Below are 18,382 nucleotides of genomic sequence, written 5' to 3'. Positions count from 1 at the left end.
CAGATTCTGATCGGCGAAATAGCGCGTGAATATGCGCGATATGTAGCGCGATGATTGTGGAGTCGAAAGCGAAATTTTTCCGTTGGCCGGCAACAGGCAGTTCGATAGGAGATCAAGACATGCGCATAGAGCAGGCGGCAGACGAACATCTGGAGGCGTGGGCGCGGTTGCGCTTCGAGCTTTGGCCCCATAGTTCGCTCGAACATCATCGGGCGGAACTGGCGCAATTTCGCGCTCATGAAAATGCTTCTGCGTTTGTCGCGATCGATTCTGCCGGTCATGTCGTCAGTTTTGCCGAAGCGACATTGCGGCACGATTACGTCAATGGCTGCGAGACTTCGCCGGTCCTGTTCCTGGAGGGCATCTATGTGCGTCCCAAAGATCGGCGCGGAGGGACGGCGCGGGCGCTTTGCCAGGCTGTCGCCGCATGGGGGCGGGAAGCTGGCTGCACTGAGTTTGCCTCGGATGCACTGATCGACAATCTTGCGAGCCACGCCTTTCATGCCGCGCTCGGTTTCGTCGAAACCAGACGCGTGGTCTACTTCCGAAAGCTGCTTTAGGCCCGAGCTACCGGACTGTGCCTAGCCGAATGTCAATTTCGTCTTCTGCTGGCCAGCCTCGTCGAAATTCTCCGGGCTCAACCAGCGCTCGTAGCCGGCCTTAAGGCGCGGCCAGTCGGCGTCGATCATCGCGAACCAGGCCGTGTCGCGATTCTGGCCCTTTGCGACCATGTGCTGTCGGAAAATGCCTTCGAAAAGGAAGCCGAAACGCTCGGCTGCCCGCTTCGAAGGCTCATTGAGATTGTTGCATTTCCATTCGAAGCGGCGATAGCCGAGCGTGTCGAAGACGTAGGATGCGAACAGATAGAGCGTTTCGGTCGTCACGCGGCTGCGGGCAATGGCAGGTCCCCACAGGATGCTTCCGATTTCGATGACCCCATGCGCGTTGTCGATGCGCATCAATGCCTGCCGGCCCTCGGCGCGTCCGGTCCGCTTGTCGATCGTCGCGAAGAAGAGCGGATCGGCGCTGGATGCGGCTTTCTCGAGCCAGGGCGAAAAGGCGGCGCGATCGGCTGGGGCATCCTCGAAAAGATAGCGAAAGCGATCTTCCGCGCCGGGTGCGCGGGCCGAGGCAAGGAGATCGTCGCCATGACGGGCGGCGTCGAGCGGCTCGATTTGGGTGTAGCGGCCTTCAAGGGCGATGCGCTCGGGGCGGGCGACGCCCTTCCAGTTCGTCAGATCCATATCAAAGTCCTTTGGTCATCAAATGTAGTTCAGCGAAGCCGGCCGGATTGTATCAGGTCCGCAAGAGATTGTGGCAGCTCCATTCCATCGGGCAAGCCGGGGGCGGGCTGTGGTGATACCAGGCGGCTTTCGATGGGCAGGATGCCGGCCCAGACCGGATGGCTCGCCTCGTCCATATCGCCCGGCGGTCCGTTGCGGACCTTGGCCGAGGCCTCGTCGATTTTCATCCGCATGACCGAAGTCGCCTTGACCTCCTGCTTGGTCATCGATCTGAGGCTATCCCAGCGGCCGGGAAACAGGTCTTCGATCAGGCGGCGCAGTGCATCGGTCTTTTCCTCGACATCATCGACGAGACGGGCCGCGCCGAAAACCATGGCTGAGCGATAGTTGACGGAATGGTTGAAGGCCGAGCGGGCAAGCACATAGCCGTCGATGATGCTGCAGGTCAGACAGACCGGCATATCCTCGGCCGCGCGCAGGAAGCGGCTGGCGGACGAGCCGTGCCAATAGACGTAGTCGTCCTCACGCCAATGCAGGGTCGGCGTCACATAGGGCGCACCGTCGATGACATAGCCGACATGACAGAGCGGGGAGGCATCCAGAATGGCGTGGACATCGGCGTGGGCGTGGCTGCCGCGCTTCGGGCTGCGCCGCACGCGGGTGCGCTCGGTAGTCGGGTAGGTGCTGGTATCAGGCGGATAGTGATCGGCCATGTCTTCCTCACAGATCGGGCGTTGATCTCTGCCAGCAAAGAGGTAGGCTATAAACAGCCAGTTTATTGATTTTTAGCAGACCAGTTGAGGTTTCATGGCATCGGTGGCGCAGTGGCCGGCACTGGACCGGTCTTCGGGCGATCTGGAGGGGCAAGTCTACCGCTTAATGCGCGATCGTATCCTGCGCGGGCAGATGCCGGCGGGGCAGCGCGTGCCATCGACGCGGGCAATGGCAATCTCGTTCGGCGTTGCGCGCTCGACCGTGGTCAACGCCTATGATCGGCTCAAAGCGGAAGGCTATCTTCACTCGACATCTGGCGCGGCGACACGCGTCGCGGCATTCCCGACGACGCCATTGTCGGGGCAGGCCGCACCACCGCCACCAAATCTGCCGCGCGTTACGGAATTCAAAAGAGGAGGATTGTTCGAGCCGGGGGTGCCCGATGTCTCGACCTTTCCCCACGCCGCCTGGGCGCGCTGTCTCGGTGCTCGGGGCCGGTCGCTGCGGGTGCATGATCTCGGCTACAGCGATCATGGCGGCATTCGCGAGTTGCGCGAGGCGATCCTCGAACACGTCTCGGCGACGCGTGGCGTGGTTGCCCGGCCCGAGCAGATCGTGATCGTGCCGTCGACGGGCGCTGCAATCGGGCTGCTAGCGAGCGTGTTGCTTCAGCCCGATCATCCAGGCGACATCGTTTGGATGGAGGACCCGGGCTATGCCAGCGCGCAGGCGATCCTGCGGATGGCTGGGGCCAGCCTCGTGCCGGTGCCTTGCGATGCCGAGGGCATCGATATCGCGCAAGGGGCCGAGCCGTCGCCGCGCCTCATCTATGTCACGCCCTCGCATCAATATCCGACCGGCGTGACCATGAGCCTGCAGCGTCGTCTTGCGTTGCTTGAATTCGCTCGCGCCAATGGCGCGATCGTGCTGGAAGACGACTATGACAGCGAGTTCCAATATGCGTCGCGCCCGATCGCCGCCCTGCAGGGCATCGATCACGGCGAAGTGGTCGCCTATATCGGCACCTTTTCGAAGACTCTCGCGCCCGGTCTGCGCGTCGCTTACGCCGTCATTCCCTTGCGGCTTCTGGCGGCGACCGAAGCGGCCCAGCGGCTGAGAGGCGCCGTCGTGCCCGTTCATGTCCAGGCGGCCTTGGCCGATTTCATGCGTGAGGGGCGGTTTCGTGCGCATCTGAGGCGCATGAACGCCATCTATGCGGAGCGCATGGCGGCAACTGTCGAGGCGCTTCGTCGCCATTGCAGCGATTGGCTCGATGTTGGCGAGGGGGCAGGCGGATTGCAAGTGGCGAGCTGGTTCCGGGACGCAAAGACCGATGATGTTGCCGTCGCGCGCGCAATTAATTCCAATGGTTTCGCTGTGCGGCCAATATCGGCGCTGTATCTCGGCTCAGCGCAACCTGGGCTGCTGCTTGGTATCGCGCGCATGGAAGCTCAGGCTGCAGATGCTGCAGCGGCAAGGATTGCCAGGCTGCTTGCGACGATGCCCGTCAACGCCTGAGGAACATCGCCCGGTATTCCCGTGGCGTCATGCCTTTCAGCGCCCTGAATTGCCTGTTGAAATTGGCAAGCGAGAGATAGCCGACGGCATCGCTGATATGATGGATCGCCTGGTCGGTAGAGGAGAGGCGGGCGCAGGCGTCGCCGATGCGCATGCGCATGAGGTAATCCGATATCGTCCCGCCGGTATGGCGGCGGAACATGCGGTGCAGGCCGGAGACGCTGAGTGCCGCGATATCGGCCAGCTCATCAAGGCTGATCGCGCGGGCATAGTGAAGATGCATATGCGTCAGCACGCGGTCGATGCGCTCGCGGCTTTCCTTGAGGTCGGGAGCCTGCGCCGGCGCGCTTGCGAGCGGCGTCGCGTGCCGGTCTTCCGCGACTTTCACCAGAATGCCGAGCAAAGCCAGGAGGCGCTCGACGGGCGGCTTTTCGAAAATGGTTTCGAACGAGGAGCGGACGGCGGTCGAGGTCGCCTCCGAAAAGCGAAGGCCGTTGTCTCCGCGCTGCAGCATCGCTTCGATCGATCGGAATTCGATGGCGCCGCCTGTTATCTGCAAAAGCCAGTCGCGATTGAACCAGAGCACGAGCGCGATATGCGGCTTTTCTTCCTCGATCTTGGCGCGCGAAACCCAGCTGTGCGGCAGGTTGGGGCCGACGAGAACGAGATCGCCATCGCAATAGTCGCCACTGTGATCGCCGATGAAGCGCTGGCCGATGGAATTCAGCGTCAGCGTCAGCTCAAATTCGGGATGGTGGTGCCATTGGAACGGAATGCAGTCGTCAAGCCGGCGGTTCAGCATGCTCCAGGATGCCTCCGGCGAACGGGGCAAAACTTCGAGATAGGGCCTCATGGGGCGTCCATAGTTCTATAGGAGCCAGAATAGTATCAGAATTGGCCAGAGCCGAGCAACATCGCCGCGCCAACTAAAGTTACATCTTTCCCGTCACCCGAAAGCAAAAGGGTAGCCAAGATGGAGGAAACTTATGCAGCCTGCCTTGAAACGAGACGCGCACCCGACCGCATCCGCAGTCACGACGCAACTGAAGGATATCCAGAAGACATTGCCGCTCAGGGTGCTGTCGAAGGAAGATTGGCAGCATTGGATCACGAGGGGCTATGTGATCGTGCGACAGGCTGTGCCGCCTGTCAATGTCGAGCGGCTTGTCGACCTCTTGTGGCGCTTTGACGAGAAGGATCCGAACGACCCTTCCACCTGGTATGCGCCGCAGCGGCGCGAGCACAAGATGAAGGAGCTCAACAATACCGGGATGCTGGAGATCTATAATCACCAGTATCTCTGGGACAACCGCATGGAAAAGCGGATCTACGATGTCTTCGTCGACATCTGGGATCGCGAGGATCTCTGGGTCACCATCGATCGCGCCAATCTCAATCCGCCGAAGAAGGTGAAGGGCAACCCCCACGGCTTCATTCATTGGGATGTCGACACTTCGATCCGCCCGCTGCCGATCGGCGTACAGGGTGTTCTGAGCCTGAAGAAGCAGGATGGCGATGTCGGTGGATTCCAGTGCGTGCCGGAACTCTTCGAGCATTTCGAGGAATGGGAAAAGACGCAGCCGGCGGACCGCGATCCGATGCATCCTGACATGACCGGCCTCTCGGTCGTCAATATCGACATGGAGCCGGGCGATCTGATGATATTCAATTCGCTGCTGGCGCACGGTGTCCGCCCCAACCATTCGGACAACCGCGTTCGCATGGCGCAATATATCTCCATGCATCCGGCCGAATACGACAATGTTGCCGAGCGCGAGGAACGTATCCGTCTATGGAGGGAACTGGATTCCCCGAAACGCGATGCCTTTCCCGGCGATCCTCGTGAATGGGAAAAACACAACGCGACGACGGCCGAACTGACGCCGCTCGGCGAGAAGCTGCTGGGTCTCAAGCGCTGGTGAGCGACCGCGACTAACTTCTCAAAAATATCGAGCGGCTCGTGGCCGCTCGATTTAGTTATGCCGATGCGGGGATCAGTGCGCGGCCGTCAGATCTCGTTCCAGCGGCGGATGACCGGCTCGGTCAGGTCGTGCTCATAGCCAAGCACGCTGATGCTCGTGGTATCGAGAACCAGATGCGCGCCACCTTCCGGCGGCAGGCCGACCCAGCGGGCGGCGAAGACGCGCAGGAAATGGGCGCTAGAGAAGATCAGGACGGAGCCGTCGATGCCGCGAAGTTCGCCGATGATCCGGTCGGCACGCGCGCCGACATCGGCGGCAGATTCGCCGTTCGGGCAGCCGTCGCGAAAGACCTGCCAGCCGGGGCGTTCGGCAAGGATCGCCTTCGTGGTGATGCCCTCATAGGCGCCGTAATCCCACTCCGCCAGATCCTCCTTGACGACGCGGCGATCACCGAAGCCAGCCAGCGCGCAGGTGTTTTGCGCGCGCTGCGAGGGGCTCGACCAGACGGCGGCGAAATCGATGGCGGGCAGGCGGCTCGCGAGTTTGCGGGCGGCTTCCTCGCCTGGAGCAGTCAGGGGAATATCGGTCCGGCCGGTATGCCTGCCGGAGAGGCTCCACTCCGTCTGTCCGTGGCGTACCAGATAGACTTCGGGATAGGCGCTGCTCATGCCGTTTCTCCTTTTCGCTACAGCATCGGCCCGAAAATCGGGATCGATTTTCGGAAAGCCTGATGTGTAGATTCAAACATTGAGAGCGCCCTGCGTCCGTACGGACGCAGGGCGCTCTCGCGTGCGAGATTCTTCGCATCTGCGAAGGGTTCTGTCGAGAGTTAAGGCTGTTTGGTAAGTGTCGCGACAACCCTCTGCAAATCCAAGCTCTTGCAGAGAGTTGTGAATCTCATCGTTTCACGGCGCGGCGGACGCTGTAGAGCAAGATGGCGAGGCAGCCGACCAATAGCAGAAGGCCGCCCGCGAGCGGTGGCATAGCGAGAAACTCCACCGCTGCGGCAATAGCGAGGATAAGGATGAGGCAGAGCGTGGCGAGACTGCCATCATCGATGAACATGCCGATGAGCTCGGAGAGGGCGATGCGAAGCACGGTCATTGGGTTGCCTTTGCTGTCGGGTTGCCGCGCATGGCGCGGATGATGACGTAGGAGGCGAGCGAGACGATCGCGAAGATGGCGATCAGCGCGAGATCCTCGCCCGGCCAATGCGCGCCGATACCTTCACCGGTCCAGAAGATGCCGAAGCTGGTGAGCATCAGGCCAACGACGAATTTCAGGGTATTTTCGGGCACGGTCGAGAGCGGGCGATGGACCAGCAGCCCGATCAGCATGACCAGCACGAAGGCGGCGAGCGCGCCGAGGCCGGCATAGAGCGTCAGGCCATGCGCACCGCCGACGGCAATCACGATGAATACCACTTCGACACCTTCGAGCAGCACCGCCTTGAAGGCGGCAAGGCCGGCGAGATAATCGGCCCGGCGATCGGTTGACTGTGCCTGCAGAGCGGCCGTCTCCTTCGAGAAGGCCGCTTCCTCGTCGTGCAAGGCGATGACGCCGAGCGAGCGGAGGATGGCTTTGCGCAGCCAGCGCATGCCGAAGAGGATCAGCAGAACGCCGACGACGAATTGCAGGATTTCGATTGGGATCAGCGCCAGCAGCGGTCCGAAGATGAGGACGAGGACGGCCAGCACTGCAAGGGCGAGCGCGGCACCCGTGAGGGCTGGGCGCCAGCTTCGCGTGACGCCGACGGCAAGGACGATGGTGAAGGCTTCCACGACTTCGACAAACGAACCGAGGAAAGATGCCGTCACAGTGGAGAGTATGGGTGTGAGGCTGTTCATGAACTGATTCCCGAATGACGGTTAGGGCGTTGAATGCGAATGGTATTTTCCGGACGATTATTCTTCATGTCTTGGATGAGCCGAGGCTTGGCCAAATGCCGATATTGCGTGCGCACTGCACTTCGGCGTCGTCACTTGCGTTTCCTCGTGCCGCGCTTGCTCCATGTCTTGTCGATGGCGCCGCGCAGCTGGCTGAGCCGGTCAAGGCTATCGATGGCGACGTCCTTCCCCTTGGCGGCGAGTGCGACGATCAGGGATTCGACCAGGACCAGCGTGCCGGCATGCATGGCGAGGTGGCCGGCATTGCCGCGCGGCACGGGTAGGACTTCAGCCACCTTGTCGGCAAGCGATAGGCCGAGATCGTCGCTGATCAGAATGACCGGAACGCCATGTTTACCGACCTGCTCAAGCAGCACATCGACTTCGCGGTAGAGTGGCGCATAGGCGATCATCAGCACCACGTCACCCTTGCCGATCCAGAGCAGGCGATCGGCGAGCGCGATGCCGGAGGCCGAGAGCGCGCTAGTCGGCAGGCCGATGCGGTTGAACTGCAGGCTGGCATAGTCCGCAATGGCGCCCGAGGGGCCGATGCCGAAGACGTGACGTCGCTCTGCCTTGGCAAGACTATCGACACAGCGTTCGAAGCTTACGGCGAATTCCTCGCGCCGCAGAATCTCCAAAGCCTGCTCGTGTATCCTGATGACATGGTGAAGCGCGTCGCTGGCCTGGCTACCCGTTTCAGCCAGTGTGCGTTGCATCCGCGTTCCGGGGGATGGCGTACCGGTCAGTTCCTCAAGCAGGGCGGCCCGCAGCGTCGAGAGGCTTTCGAAGCCGAGGTTGCGCGCCGTGCGGACGACCGTGGCGTCGCTGGTACCGGCGAGTTGTGCGATCTGGGCGGCCGAATTCAACAGAACAGCCTGCTTCTGATCGACGAAAAAGCGGGCGATGCGCTGCTCTGCAGGTGCAAGTGTCTCGATCACATTGAGGACGCGGTCTTCGAAAGTGCGAGGGTTCTGCGTCGTTTCTGCCATTGGATATCTTCTGTAGTAAATGCTACCAATTATATTTCTGTAGCATTTGCTGCAAAAGAATGACAGCGCAAAACGATGGGCGCTTCGCTGTATTGCAAAGCGCCCTTTTTGATCGCGTTGTAAGGCAAGCGCAGAGAGCTTGTTGCGACTATTCCGCCAAAGCTGCGCGTACGGCCGGGATCACCTTCTGGCCGTAGAGTTCGATACAACGCAGCATCTTGTCATGGCCGAGTGCGCCGGCGCTGTATTTCAGCTGGAAGCGGCTGATGCCGAGTGTCTTGACCACTGGAGCAAGTTTGGCGGCGACCGTTTCCGGCGAGCCGACATAGAGCGAACCCTTTTCGATCTCGTTGTCGAACTCCGCGCGCGTCATGGGCGGCCAGCCGCGTTCGCGGCCGATGCGGTCGCGCATCGCCTTATAGCAAGGCCACAGTTCCTCGCGCGCCTGTTCGTCCGTTTCGGCGATGTAGCCCGGCGAATGGATACCGATCGGCTGCACGGGCTTGCCGAGCTGCTCATAGGCGCGGTGATAGAGGTCGACATAGGGCTGGAAGCGATAGGGGCTTCCGCCGATGATCGCCAGCATCAGCGGCAGATCGTAGTGCGCAGCGCGCACCACCGATTCCGGGCTGCCGCCGACGCCGATCCAGGTCTTCAGCTGACCGCTTTCGATGGTCGGGAAGACCTTCTGGTTGCGCAGGGGCGGGCGGATGCTGCCCTGCCAGTTTACAGGCTCGTTTTTAAGGAGAGCTGCGAACAGATCCAGCTTTTCCTCGAAGAGCTGCTCGTATTGCGAGAGCTCGAAGCCGAACAGCGGGAAGGATTCCGTAAACGAGCCGCGGCCGAGAATGACCTCGGCCCGACCGTTCGAAACAGCGTTCAGGCTGGAGAAGCGCTGGAACACGCGGATCGGGTCATCTGAGCTCAGTACCGTTACCGCCGAACCGAGATGGATTTTCGATGTGCGGCTGGCAATAGCGGCCAGGATCGTTTCGGGCGAGGAGACCGCGAAATCCTCGCGGTGATGCTCGCCGATACCGAAGAAGTCTATTCCGAGCTGGTCGGCCAATACGCCTTCCTCGACGACATTGCGCAGCACCTGCGCATGCGGCAGCGGCGCGCCCGTGTCGTCAAAGGTGACGTCGCCGAAAGTATCCAGGCCGAATTCGACATTGTTTGTCGTCATGATTTTTCCTGTCATGTGTCGAAATGATAATGTTGAGACAGCATGTAGTGTCGCTCCCGACCATCCACTACCCGGAAAGTTTCGGCTGAAATCTTCGAAGAATTCGATATGCGGATGGCAACCGGCGATAATCAGCAACACCGGCGTTGCGATCGGCGGTACTCACGCCAATATTAGCTCCGACGTGAGCGCAGTTGAATCAAGGACAAAACACATGGTCGCACTTAAAAAGGTCAATCTTACCAAAGCTTTTGCAGCTTTCGATGAGACGTGGAGCCCGCGCGTCGGCGGCGACATCAACGATTTCCAGATCAAGCTCGTGAAGCTGGAAGGCGCATTCCATTGGCACCATCATGAGGAAGAGGACGAGCTCTTTCTGGTCGTCAAAGGCACGCTGCGCATGAAGCTGCGCGAGGAAAACGGCGGCGATGTCGTGCTCGGGCCGGGCGAATACATCATTGTTCCGCATGGGGTGGAGCATTGCCCGGTCGCCGAGCCGACCTGCGAAGTCGTGCTGTTTGAGCGCAATACGACGCTGAATACCGGTAATGTCGAAAATGAGCGGACGATCCGCCAACCAAAACGTCTCTGAGTGATGCGATGGTCCGGCGGCTCCTTCAGAAAAGAAGCTGCCGGACATCGTCTAGTCCATCATTTCAATGCCAGCTTGTTCGATGGCGTCCGGCAGGCGGCGAACACGTCGAGGCTCGGATCATAGACCTTCGTCGAGACGTCCATCATGCCGAGAACGCTGTGGAAGATGTTGTCGTGAGAGTAGGTGCCTTCGGCAGCGCGCTTGGCAAGGCAGGCCATGTCGAAACCGGCAGCCTTGGCCAGATCGTCGGCCATCCATACCAGCATCGGCACATGCGTCTGCTGTGAGGGCGCGATGATATAGGGTGTGCCGTGCAGATAGATGCCGTTTTCGCCAAGCGACTCGCCGTGATCGGAGAAATAGAGCACGGAGCCGGATATCGAGTTCGAGCGCTGCTTCAGCTTGTCGATGACCATCGCGACGATGTGATCCGTGTAGAGGATCGTGTTGTCATAGGCATTGGTGATTTCCTCCTGCGAGCAGGAGCTGAAATCGTTGGAGCGGCAATCCGGCTGAAACCGGCGGAATTCGTCGGGGTAGCGCTGATAGTAGGCCGGGCCATGGCTGCCGAGCTGGTGCAGCACCAACACGCTGTCGCCCTTCACCTTGTCCAGCCAGCCGTCAACCTTATCGACGAGGATCTCGTCCTTGCATTCGCCGTCCTGGCAGAAGCGCGGATCGGCAGAGTGCGGCAGGAAGGTATATGAAACGCGATTGGTGACGTCGTAGCTGCCTGTGTCGTTGTCAAGCCAGGTCACATCGACCTTGGCGTGGGTCAGCACATCGAGCAGGTTTTCCGTCTCCAGCCCCTTGCGATGGCTATATTCTTGGCGCGTGTAGACCGAGAACAGGCAAGGTATCGAGGTGGCCGTCGCGGTACCGCAGCTACTCGTATTCGGGAAATAGACGACGTTGCGCTTTGCCAGCTCCGGATTGGTCATCTTGGCATAGCCGCCGAGCGAGAAGTTCTGCGCACGGGCCGTCTCTCCGGCAACGATGATCGTCACACGCGGCTTGCCGTTGTCGACGGCGCCGACCCTGCGGGCATCCGTGCCCAGTGGCTCAGCCACGACATTTGCATTCCTTTGCGCATCGATGACGTACCGCACCGCGCTTGTGATCGGCATCACAGGATTGAGCGTATCCATCATGTCTCGGTGAGCACGGCCGATGCCGGCGTAGGTCTTATAGAACGTCGTTCCGGCGGCGACGAAGATCGCCGAGCAGGCGAGGATGACGGCGGTATTGTAGGCGAGCTTCTTGAGGATCGGGCGATGGACGATCCGGACCCACACGATGAGCAGAGACGGCAAGACACCCGTCAGCAAAACATAGGTGATGAAGCGCGTCGTGATCAGATGGCTGCTTTCCGCGCCTGTCGAAACAGCCGCGTTGCGGATCATCTCCTTGTCGATAATGACGCCGAACTGGTCGTTGAACCAGGAAGATACCGAAGCCACCAGCACGAAGAAGATAAGAACCGGCTTCGTGACGTATTTGGCGGAGAAGAATGTGAAGAGCGCCATGATCGCCGCGGAGATACCAATGACGAAAGCGGCAAAGGCGGCCGGCTCGGCGATGAAATAGCCGTAAGCCTTGGTCCAGAACATCCGGTTTGTCACAAGGAGTACATAAAGCGTCGCTACAAGGCACAGCGTGATACTGCCGATTGCTGGCGCGAATTTTTGTCGGCCAGGTTCTACTTTTTCGTTGGTCAATGATTGTCTCCGAGGCATGGGCTGGCGGTTGACGCAGAAAAGCCCATCACTACAGGTGTGCTTTGGCGGTCAAAGCACGCCACCATGGTGATCAATCCTGACATTTACCTGAACGGCGATTTGCCGCGCGGAGCCGGTTGGCTCGAATTCAGGCTGTCTTTCCTTTTTGTCGATGTTGTGTCGAAAGTTCAGGTTGTCGTCAGAAATACGTCCCATAGGTTCCCGATTGCAATTGGGGATGCAATCGTGCGGCTTCTATTGGTCGAAGACAACACACTGATAGGCAACGCCGTGCAGGATCATCTGAACGCCGATGGCTGGTCGGTCGATTGGTCCATGGATTTGGAGTCTGCCAAGCTTGTCATTGCGGCCGAAGCGCACGACGTGATGCTTCTCGATCTTCGATTGCCCGATGGCAGCGGCCTCGATCTGCTCAAACTCATGGAAGCGCGCGGGGATGCGACCCCGATCATTGTCATGTCGGCCTATGATCAGCTGTCGGATCAGATGAGAGCCATGGACATCGGCGCCGTCGATTATCTGGTGAAGCCATTTGCGCTGAGCGAAATGGCGGTTCGTGTTCGCAAGGCGGCAAGGCGCGGCCGGTTGATCCGCATGCGCAATGCCGGCTGAGCCGAGCCAGCTCCAGGATCAGGCTCGCGTTCCCGACCGCAGGAAATCGATGATCGCTATGGCCGCTGCAAAGAGCACCAAAGACAAGAGCCAGCCGAGCACCGCGTCGGACAGATAATGGGCTCCTGTCATCACGCGCATGACCGGCATCATGATCGAGATGATGGCGAGCGGGATACCCACGGAGAAGCGCAGCCGCTGCGGCAGAAGCAGCACCAGGCAAAGCAGCCAGCCGCCAGACGACGCTTCGCCCGAGACGAAGGAGCAGTTTGCAAGACATCGACCGGCGAACGAACCTGCCTGAACGAAATCCAGCGAACCGCCGAAGAGATCCGTGGTGCGCGGTCTTGGCCTGCCGCCATAGGTTTTGAGCAGCGCGTTGACGATGAGGCCACAGCCGACGCCAAGCGATATCAGTGCGGCGATATACCGATCCGCTTTCAATGTCCGCCAGCCTGCGCCGTATTTATACCGAGATGAAATCAGTGCGGCGAACAGGACAAGAATGGCGATGTATGGCAGGGCGAGCGTCACGTTTCGCACCATGCGAAGGATAGGATTTTTGGCGAGGGCAAAGGTACCGCAGACGTTACCGATGGTGGTGGCCGATGTGCAAGGCTCCGCCGTGAAGACGCTTTTAGCAACAGCGAGATCGATGCCCGGAAATCGATAGAAGACAAACAGCAGCGTCCACCAGAGCACGAACAGCGCGAGAAACACAAAAAAGTATCTGCTTACCGGCGCATTCCGTTTTGTGGAAGCAATGGAGTTGTCGCACATCTAAAAGCTGGCCGCTGTCTAAACACGTTCAAAATGAATGCCCGCCCGCGTTGTGAAGGCGTCAGGAAACTACAATCGGCGACTATTATGACAGAAGCCTTAAGCCAGGCTGAAAGGCAATGATCGGGAAGGCCTATCAAGGCCGCACAACCGCGCCGGATGCATGCGGCAAAGTGTTCGCGTTCACCTTTGTCCCGGGCGGCGATCTATTCGCCGGTCTTGAAATAGGCTTCCAGCCGGTAGCCGTCGGGATCGATGACGAAGGCGGCATAGTAGAATTGGCTATAGTCCGGCCTGATGCCCGGCTTGCCGTTGTCTTCACCGCCATTGGCGATGCCTGCGGCATAGAAGGCGTCCACGGCTGCCTGGCTCGGGGCCACGAAACAGAAATGCAGCCCGGAGCCGCGATCGGCCGGTACGGGACGTTCCACCTCGCTCACCCAGAATTGCGCGCGTTCCGCGCCATATCCGACCGTACCGTCGAAGTTGGTGACGCGCTCATAGCCGAGAGGAGAAAGGGCCGCGTCATAAAATTTCTGCGCCCGCGCCAGGTCTTTGACGCCGATCGAAATATGGTCGAACATGAAACAAGCTCCTGCCGTGTTGTCTGCGAAGCTTTACGGAAGGCCCGCTCCAGGGGAAACGTCGGCTTTCAAACTCCGCGGATCGATTTCGTCTCACCATCTTGCAACGATCATGGGAAGTCAACAAAACGAGGGGAGGGTTTGTCTGGTCGCTTGGCTGCTTCTTCTATGAGGCGGTCCGGTGCCGCCGCACCGCTGAGATAAACGGATGGGTGTAGAATTTACCGCTGTGCGGCTGCGATCTGATTTTTTTGCAACGACTGTCGATTTCCAGAGCGCTGCTTCGTCGTCAATATGAGCGGGTTTGTTGAGCGGCAATGGTGCCGGCACCTCGCTTCCGGAGGATACTTCCCATGCGTTTCATGTCTATCGTCACCTCTAGCGACCACATGCATCCGACGCCGGAGCTGTTAGAAGCCATGCACAAGCTCGCCGATCGGGAAATTAAGGCCGGCCGCATGATCGATACGGCGGGACTGATGCCGCTTGCGACGGGCGCCCGCGTCACGATCAAGGCCGGCAAATTAAACGTCGTCGACGGCCCTTTCGTCGAGGCCAAGGAGGTCGTCGGCGGCTATGCGATCTTCGAGCTGCAGAGCAAGGAAGAGGCCGTGGCGCTGGCGGTCGAGTTCATGCAGTTGCACAAGGATTTCATGCCCGGCTGGGAAGGCACATGTGAAGTGCGCGCTTACTTCGAACCAAATGTCGAAGGTGTGTGCGACCCGCTCGCTGAAGCAAGGGCATGATGCTCTCGATCTGTCATCGGGGCGGGCGGCCTTGAAAGCCGCCGGCGCCCATCAGGCGATCCTGGCCGTCTGGCGGATCGAACAGCCGCGGCTGATCACCAGTCTCGCGCGGTTGCTGCGCGACGTGCCGCTGGCTGAGGATCTGACGCAGGAGGCGTTGATTGTCGCCTTGGAACGATGGCCGAAGACGGGCATCCCCGAGCGACCTGGCGCATGGCTTATGACCACAGCTAAGCGCCGGGCGCTCGACCATTTGCGGCGGCGTCGGATGCTGGACCACAAACACGAGATGATCGTTCGGGAGATGGAGGAGGACGAGCAGATCATGCCCGATCTAGATACTTCTCTCGACGACGATATCGGCGATGAAATGCTGCGCTTGATCTTCACGGCATGTCACCCGCTGATCTCGCGCGAGGCACGGGTGGCACTTGCCCTGCGAATGATCTGCGGCTTGACGACCGAGGAAATCGCCCGGGCGTTTCTGGTGTCTGAGGCAACGATTGCCCAGCGCATTGTCCGCGCCAAGAAGACCTTGTCGGAATCCGGGCTTTCCTACGAGACGCCGCACGGCGAGGAGCTCTCGCAGCGCCTCGCCTCGGTGCTGGAGGTCGTCTATCTGATCTTCAACGAGGGATATACGGCTGCGCGCGGCGAGAATTGGATGCGGCTGCAATTGTGCGGCGAGGCGCTGCGGCTCGGGCGAATATTGACGTCCGTGGCACCGCAGGAGCCGGAGGCGCATGCTTTGCTGGCGCTGATGGAGCTGAATGCGTCCCGAGCGGCGGCTAGGACGGATGCCGACGGTAATCCGATTTTGCTGCTCGATCAAAATCGTGACCGCTGGGATCGGCTGCAGATCCGGCGCGGCCTGAAAGCGCTGATGCGGGTGCATGAGCTCGGCGGTGCCGGTGGAGTTTACGCGTTGCAAGCCGCGATCATCGCATGTCACGCAAGAGCGGGAACGGCCGATGAAACCGACTGGAGGCGGATTGCCGATCTCTATGCGGAGCTTGCCTTGCTTGTTCCTTCCCCGATCGTCCAACTCAATCGCGCTGTCGCGGTCGGCATGGCCGTAGGTCCCGAGATGGCATTGGAGATCATCGAAAACCTCCGCGACGAGCCAGCATTGAAGGATTATCATCTTCTGCCGAGCGTTCTCGGCGATCTTCTTTACAAGCTCCGCCGATATGATGAAGCGCGGCAAGCCTTCGAGACGGCAGCCGCGCTTGCTGAAAATCAGAGGGAGCGTGATCTCCTCCTGCGCCGCGCCGCCGAAGCCGCTGGCGCCGAGAAGGATTGACCCGCCGGAGAGGCGGGCCATCTTGCTTCGAGCTATTCTGCAGCCTGATAATTTGCGGCCTTAGCGGCGGACGAACGCGGGCCGACCGCTGCGAGCAGCGTGATGGCGGCAGCAAGGATCGTCACGAAACCGATGCCAGCGACATAGGGATTCCAGCCGAAGTTCGGAGCTGCGCTGAAGACGGCCGATGCCGCCGCCAGAATGATGCCGCCGCCGATCTGGAAGGAGGCAAACAGCATGCCCGAGGCCAGGCCGGATTCGTCGTCGCCGACGTCAGAAAGGGCCGCGACCTGGATCGACGGATAGGTCATGGCATAACCGATGCCGAGCAGGAGCTGCGAGATGGCGACGAGCACTACCGTATCAATATGCCCAGCCGACAGCACCCAGAAGAGATAGCTGATGGCCTGCAGTCCCACGCCGAAGGTCATGAGAAGTGTCGTGCCGCGGTTCTGGCCGATCGTCGCAAAGCGTGGTGCCAGGAACATGACGCAGGTGCCGCCTATGGCGAAGGCGAAGCCGGTTGCAAAGGCCGACCAGCCGACAACGGTCTGATAATAGAGTGTCGCGATGAACTGGAAGCCAACATAGGCTCCCTGATACAGCGCAGCGATGGCATTGGCATGGCTGAGCTTGGTGCGGCGGAACATGGCAAGCGGCACCATCGGATCATGATGGCGCGATTCCACGATCAGGAACAGCACGATCAGGATCAATGCGGCGAGGAGCGAACCCCAAGTCGCAAAGGCCTGCCAGCCATCGGCGGCGGCATTGGTGACGCCGAAGACGAAGAGCAGCAGGCCGGGCGTGATCGTCAGGGCGCCGGCCCAATCGAAGCGGGCGCGTGGGCCGTTTCGCTTGTGGTCGGCCGGCAGGACGAGCGGGGCGACGATCAGCGCCAGGATGGCGACGGGCGCCCCCATGACGAGCGTCGCGCGCCAGCTGATAAGCGTTGCCGCTCCGCCCAGCACCATGCCGAGCACGAAGCCGGCAGCACCGGTGGAGGAGAAGACGCCTAGGGCCTTCGCGCGAGCATTGCCTTCCCCAAAGACGGAGAGAAGGAGGGCGAGGGCTGCAGGTGCTGTGAAGGCAGCGGCAATGCCCTTGATCAGACGAGCGGCGATCAGGGTCGGGGCGCTATCGACGAAACCGCCGGCAATGCTGGCGGCGGCGAAGACGCCGAGCGACCAGAGGAAGACGCGGCGGTGGCCGAAGAGATCGGCAACACGACCGCCGAGCAGCAGGAAGCCGCCATAGCCGAGCACATAGGCGCTGACGGCCCATTGCAGCGAGGTCGCCTGCATGCCGAGCTCTTTCTGGATTGCGGGCAGGGCCACGCCAATGGTGGAGACGTCCATGGCGTCGAGGAAATTGGCGGCGCATAGCAGCAGCAACGCCAATCCCGCCCCGCTTCGGGTTTGGGAAGAAGTCATCGGGATCGTTCCTTTCTAGGCTGCCACCTCTTGGGAGGGTGAAAGCGGCAGGGAACGAGAAAATGTACATCTTCAAACCCTATTGCAAATTGATAGTAACCATGTCAGGTATTACTCATAATGATGAATGATGCCACGCTTCGAAAAATCGATCTCAATCTGCTGCTCGCCTTCTCCGTGCTGATGCAGGAGCGGAATGTGAGCCGTGCGGCCGAGCGGCTGCTGCTCGGTCAGCCTGGTCTTTCTGCCGCACTCCGCCGGCTGCGCGAGACGCTGGATGATGAATTGTTCGTGCGCGTAGGGCGCGGCCTGCAGCCCACGCCGCGGGCGCTGTCCATCGCGCCGGCGATCGAGGATGCGCTCTCCGGCATCGAGCGCGCCATCCGCCCGCCCGCAGCCTTCGATCCTGAAAACTGGCACGGCGAGTTCCGCATCGGGCTCTGCGACAATCTCGAATCCTCCTTCTTCGGACCGCTGGTGGCGCGGTTGCGTCACCTTGCGCCGAATGCGCGGCTGACCAGCGTGGCGTTTGACCGGCGCGACGCCGTGCGTCTGCTGGACGAGGGCGCCTTTGACTTCAGCATCTCGGTGCATGACGAACCGGCCTCCTGGCATGTTCGTGCGCCACTGTTCCAACAGGCATCGCTCTGCATCTACGATGGCCGGCATCTCAAATGTGCGGCGCCGCTGAGCCTGAAGCATTTCGCCAATGCGCCGCATGTCACCGTTTCGCTCGAAGGCGCCATATCCACCGGCGTCGATGTCGCTCTCGCGCGCCTCGGCCATCGCCGGCAGGTCGTGGCGACGGTTCCCCGCTTTTCCGCACTGCCGACGACGCTACGCGCCATTCCAGCTATTGCGACTGTTCCCGAAGCGATTGCGCGCTGCATGGCGCAACTGCATGACCTGACGATTTCGGAGCCGCCGTTCGAGCTGCCTGCCGACCCTGTGACGATGCTCTATCGTCGCGTCGATCAGGCCGACAGCCGCTCGGTATGGTTCCGCCGGCTTTTCGTTGAGGTTGTCAAGGAAGCGCTCGAAGCCAGCGGGTGCCGCATGGGCGTTTCCACGGATGCCTGCTGCTATGATCCGCCTGAACTCGCGGAAGCTGTTTGATCCTTCGAGCGG

The 18,382-nt window shown here is 60.5% G+C and carries 20 protein-coding genes; 8 read left to right on the top strand and 12 right to left on the bottom strand.

The window, feature by feature from the left end; genetic code table 11:
• The first annotated feature begins 119 nt into the window (after positions 1-119).
• A complete protein-coding gene (gene aac(6'), locus AC13RE_RS05825) occupies positions 120-560 on the top strand; it encodes an aminoglycoside 6'-N-acetyltransferase (protein ID WP_488562247.1) in 441 nt (146 codons plus the stop codon).
• 21 nt (positions 561-581) lie between these two features.
• On the opposite strand, the gene AC13RE_RS05820 is transcribed toward aac(6'), so the two are convergent.
• Entirely contained in the window at positions 582-1,244 is a 663-nt protein-coding gene (locus AC13RE_RS05820) for a GNAT family N-acetyltransferase (protein ID WP_488562246.1), read from the bottom strand.
• A 29-nt stretch (positions 1,245-1,273) separates the two neighbouring features.
• On the bottom strand, positions 1,274-1,957 hold the full coding sequence (locus tag AC13RE_RS05815) for a pyridoxamine 5'-phosphate oxidase family protein (RefSeq protein WP_488562245.1): 684 nt from the start codon (positions 1,955-1,957) through the stop codon (positions 1,274-1,276).
• 94 nt (positions 1,958-2,051) lie between these two features.
• On the opposite strand from AC13RE_RS05815, the gene pdxR reads away from it, so the two are divergent.
• On the top strand, positions 2,052-3,476 hold the full coding sequence (gene pdxR / locus AC13RE_RS05810; RefSeq protein ID WP_488562244.1) for a MocR-like pyridoxine biosynthesis transcription factor PdxR: 1,425 nt from the start codon (positions 2,052-2,054) through the stop codon (positions 3,474-3,476).
• Here pdxR and AC13RE_RS05805 read toward each other — a convergent pair.
• On the bottom strand, positions 3,466-4,329 hold the full coding sequence (locus AC13RE_RS05805; protein ID WP_488562243.1) for a helix-turn-helix domain-containing protein: 864 nt from the start codon (positions 4,327-4,329) through the stop codon (positions 3,466-3,468). The genes pdxR and AC13RE_RS05805 overlap by 11 nt on opposite strands.
• Positions 4,330-4,462: 133 nt before the next feature.
• Between AC13RE_RS05805 and AC13RE_RS05800 the strand changes: the two genes are divergently transcribed.
• A complete protein-coding gene (locus tag AC13RE_RS05800; protein WP_488562242.1) occupies positions 4,463-5,398 on the top strand; it encodes a phytanoyl-CoA dioxygenase family protein in 936 nt (311 codons plus the stop codon).
• Between the two features lie 86 nt (positions 5,399-5,484).
• Here the strand turns inward: AC13RE_RS05800 and AC13RE_RS05795 are convergent, their stop codons facing one another.
• The 5 genes from AC13RE_RS05795 to AC13RE_RS05775 all read right to left on the bottom strand — a co-directional run bounded on the left by AC13RE_RS05795 (position 5,485) and on the right by AC13RE_RS05775 (position 9,462).
• Positions 5,485-6,066 (bottom strand): histidine phosphatase family protein, encoded by a 582-nt coding sequence (locus AC13RE_RS05795; RefSeq protein ID WP_488562241.1) that lies wholly within the window; start codon positions 6,064-6,066, stop codon positions 5,485-5,487.
• A gap of 229 nt (positions 6,067-6,295) precedes the next feature.
• Positions 6,296-6,502 (bottom strand): hypothetical protein, encoded by a 207-nt coding sequence (locus AC13RE_RS05790; protein ID WP_488562240.1) that lies wholly within the window; start codon positions 6,500-6,502, stop codon positions 6,296-6,298.
• The gene (locus AC13RE_RS05785) at positions 6,499-7,245 is read right to left on the bottom strand and encodes a COG4280 domain-containing protein (RefSeq protein ID WP_488562239.1); all 747 of its coding nucleotides are present in this window, start codon (positions 7,243-7,245) and stop codon (positions 6,499-6,501) included. The genes AC13RE_RS05790 and AC13RE_RS05785 overlap by 4 nt, the downstream gene beginning before the upstream one ends.
• A gap of 131 nt (positions 7,246-7,376) precedes the next feature.
• A complete protein-coding gene (locus AC13RE_RS05780) occupies positions 7,377-8,276 on the bottom strand; it encodes a MurR/RpiR family transcriptional regulator (RefSeq protein ID WP_488562238.1) in 900 nt (299 codons plus the stop codon).
• A 148-nt stretch (positions 8,277-8,424) separates the two neighbouring features.
• Complete coding sequence (locus AC13RE_RS05775; protein WP_488562237.1) at positions 8,425-9,462, bottom strand: LLM class flavin-dependent oxidoreductase; 1,038 nt, start codon at positions 9,460-9,462, stop codon at positions 8,425-8,427.
• Between the two features lie 214 nt (positions 9,463-9,676).
• Here AC13RE_RS05775 and AC13RE_RS05770 point away from each other — a divergent pair, with 214 nt between their 5' ends.
• Positions 9,677-10,054 (top strand): cupin domain-containing protein, encoded by a 378-nt coding sequence (locus AC13RE_RS05770; protein ID WP_132717290.1) that lies wholly within the window; start codon positions 9,677-9,679, stop codon positions 10,052-10,054.
• 59 nt (positions 10,055-10,113) lie between these two features.
• Here AC13RE_RS05770 and AC13RE_RS05765 read toward each other — a convergent pair whose 3' ends face one another.
• The gene (locus AC13RE_RS05765; protein WP_488486261.1) at positions 10,114-11,793 is read right to left on the bottom strand and encodes a phosphoethanolamine transferase; all 1,680 of its coding nucleotides are present in this window, start codon (positions 11,791-11,793) and stop codon (positions 10,114-10,116) included.
• A 228-nt stretch (positions 11,794-12,021) separates the two neighbouring features.
• Between AC13RE_RS05765 and AC13RE_RS05760 the strand changes: the two genes are divergently transcribed.
• Positions 12,022-12,408: a response regulator gene (locus tag AC13RE_RS05760; RefSeq protein ID WP_015340771.1), complete on the top strand. Its 387-nt coding sequence runs from the start codon at positions 12,022-12,024 to the stop codon at positions 12,406-12,408.
• 18 nt (positions 12,409-12,426) lie between these two features.
• On the opposite strand, the gene AC13RE_RS05755 is transcribed toward AC13RE_RS05760, so the two are convergent.
• The gene (locus AC13RE_RS05755; protein WP_488562236.1) at positions 12,427-13,128 is read right to left on the bottom strand and encodes a phosphatase PAP2 family protein; all 702 of its coding nucleotides are present in this window, start codon (positions 13,126-13,128) and stop codon (positions 12,427-12,429) included.
• Between the two features lie 266 nt (positions 13,129-13,394).
• Complete coding sequence (locus tag AC13RE_RS05750; protein WP_015340769.1) at positions 13,395-13,772, bottom strand: VOC family protein; 378 nt, start codon at positions 13,770-13,772, stop codon at positions 13,395-13,397.
• Between the two features lie 353 nt (positions 13,773-14,125).
• On the opposite strand from AC13RE_RS05750, the gene AC13RE_RS05745 reads away from it, so the two are divergent.
• Complete coding sequence (locus AC13RE_RS05745) at positions 14,126-14,518, top strand: YciI family protein (RefSeq protein WP_488562235.1); 393 nt, start codon at positions 14,126-14,128, stop codon at positions 14,516-14,518.
• A gap of 31 nt (positions 14,519-14,549) precedes the next feature.
• A complete protein-coding gene (locus AC13RE_RS05740; protein ID WP_488562548.1) occupies positions 14,550-15,821 on the top strand; it encodes an RNA polymerase sigma factor in 1,272 nt (423 codons plus the stop codon).
• Positions 15,822-15,853: 32 nt separating this feature from the next.
• Here the strand turns inward: AC13RE_RS05740 and AC13RE_RS05735 are convergent, their stop codons facing one another.
• Positions 15,854-17,254, bottom strand: a complete 1,401-nt coding sequence (locus tag AC13RE_RS05735; protein WP_488486258.1) for an MFS transporter — start codon at positions 17,252-17,254, stop codon at positions 15,854-15,856.
• Between the two features lie 120 nt (positions 17,255-17,374).
• Here AC13RE_RS05735 and AC13RE_RS05730 point away from each other — a divergent pair, with 120 nt between their 5' ends.
• Complete coding sequence (locus AC13RE_RS05730; protein ID WP_488562234.1) at positions 17,375-18,370, top strand: LysR family transcriptional regulator; 996 nt, start codon at positions 17,375-17,377, stop codon at positions 18,368-18,370.
• Positions 18,371-18,382 lie beyond the last annotated feature (12 nt).

Source organism: Martinezella sp. CNPSo 3959, from assembly GCF_057784355.1.
This window is presented reverse-complemented; position numbering and strand designations above follow the sequence as displayed.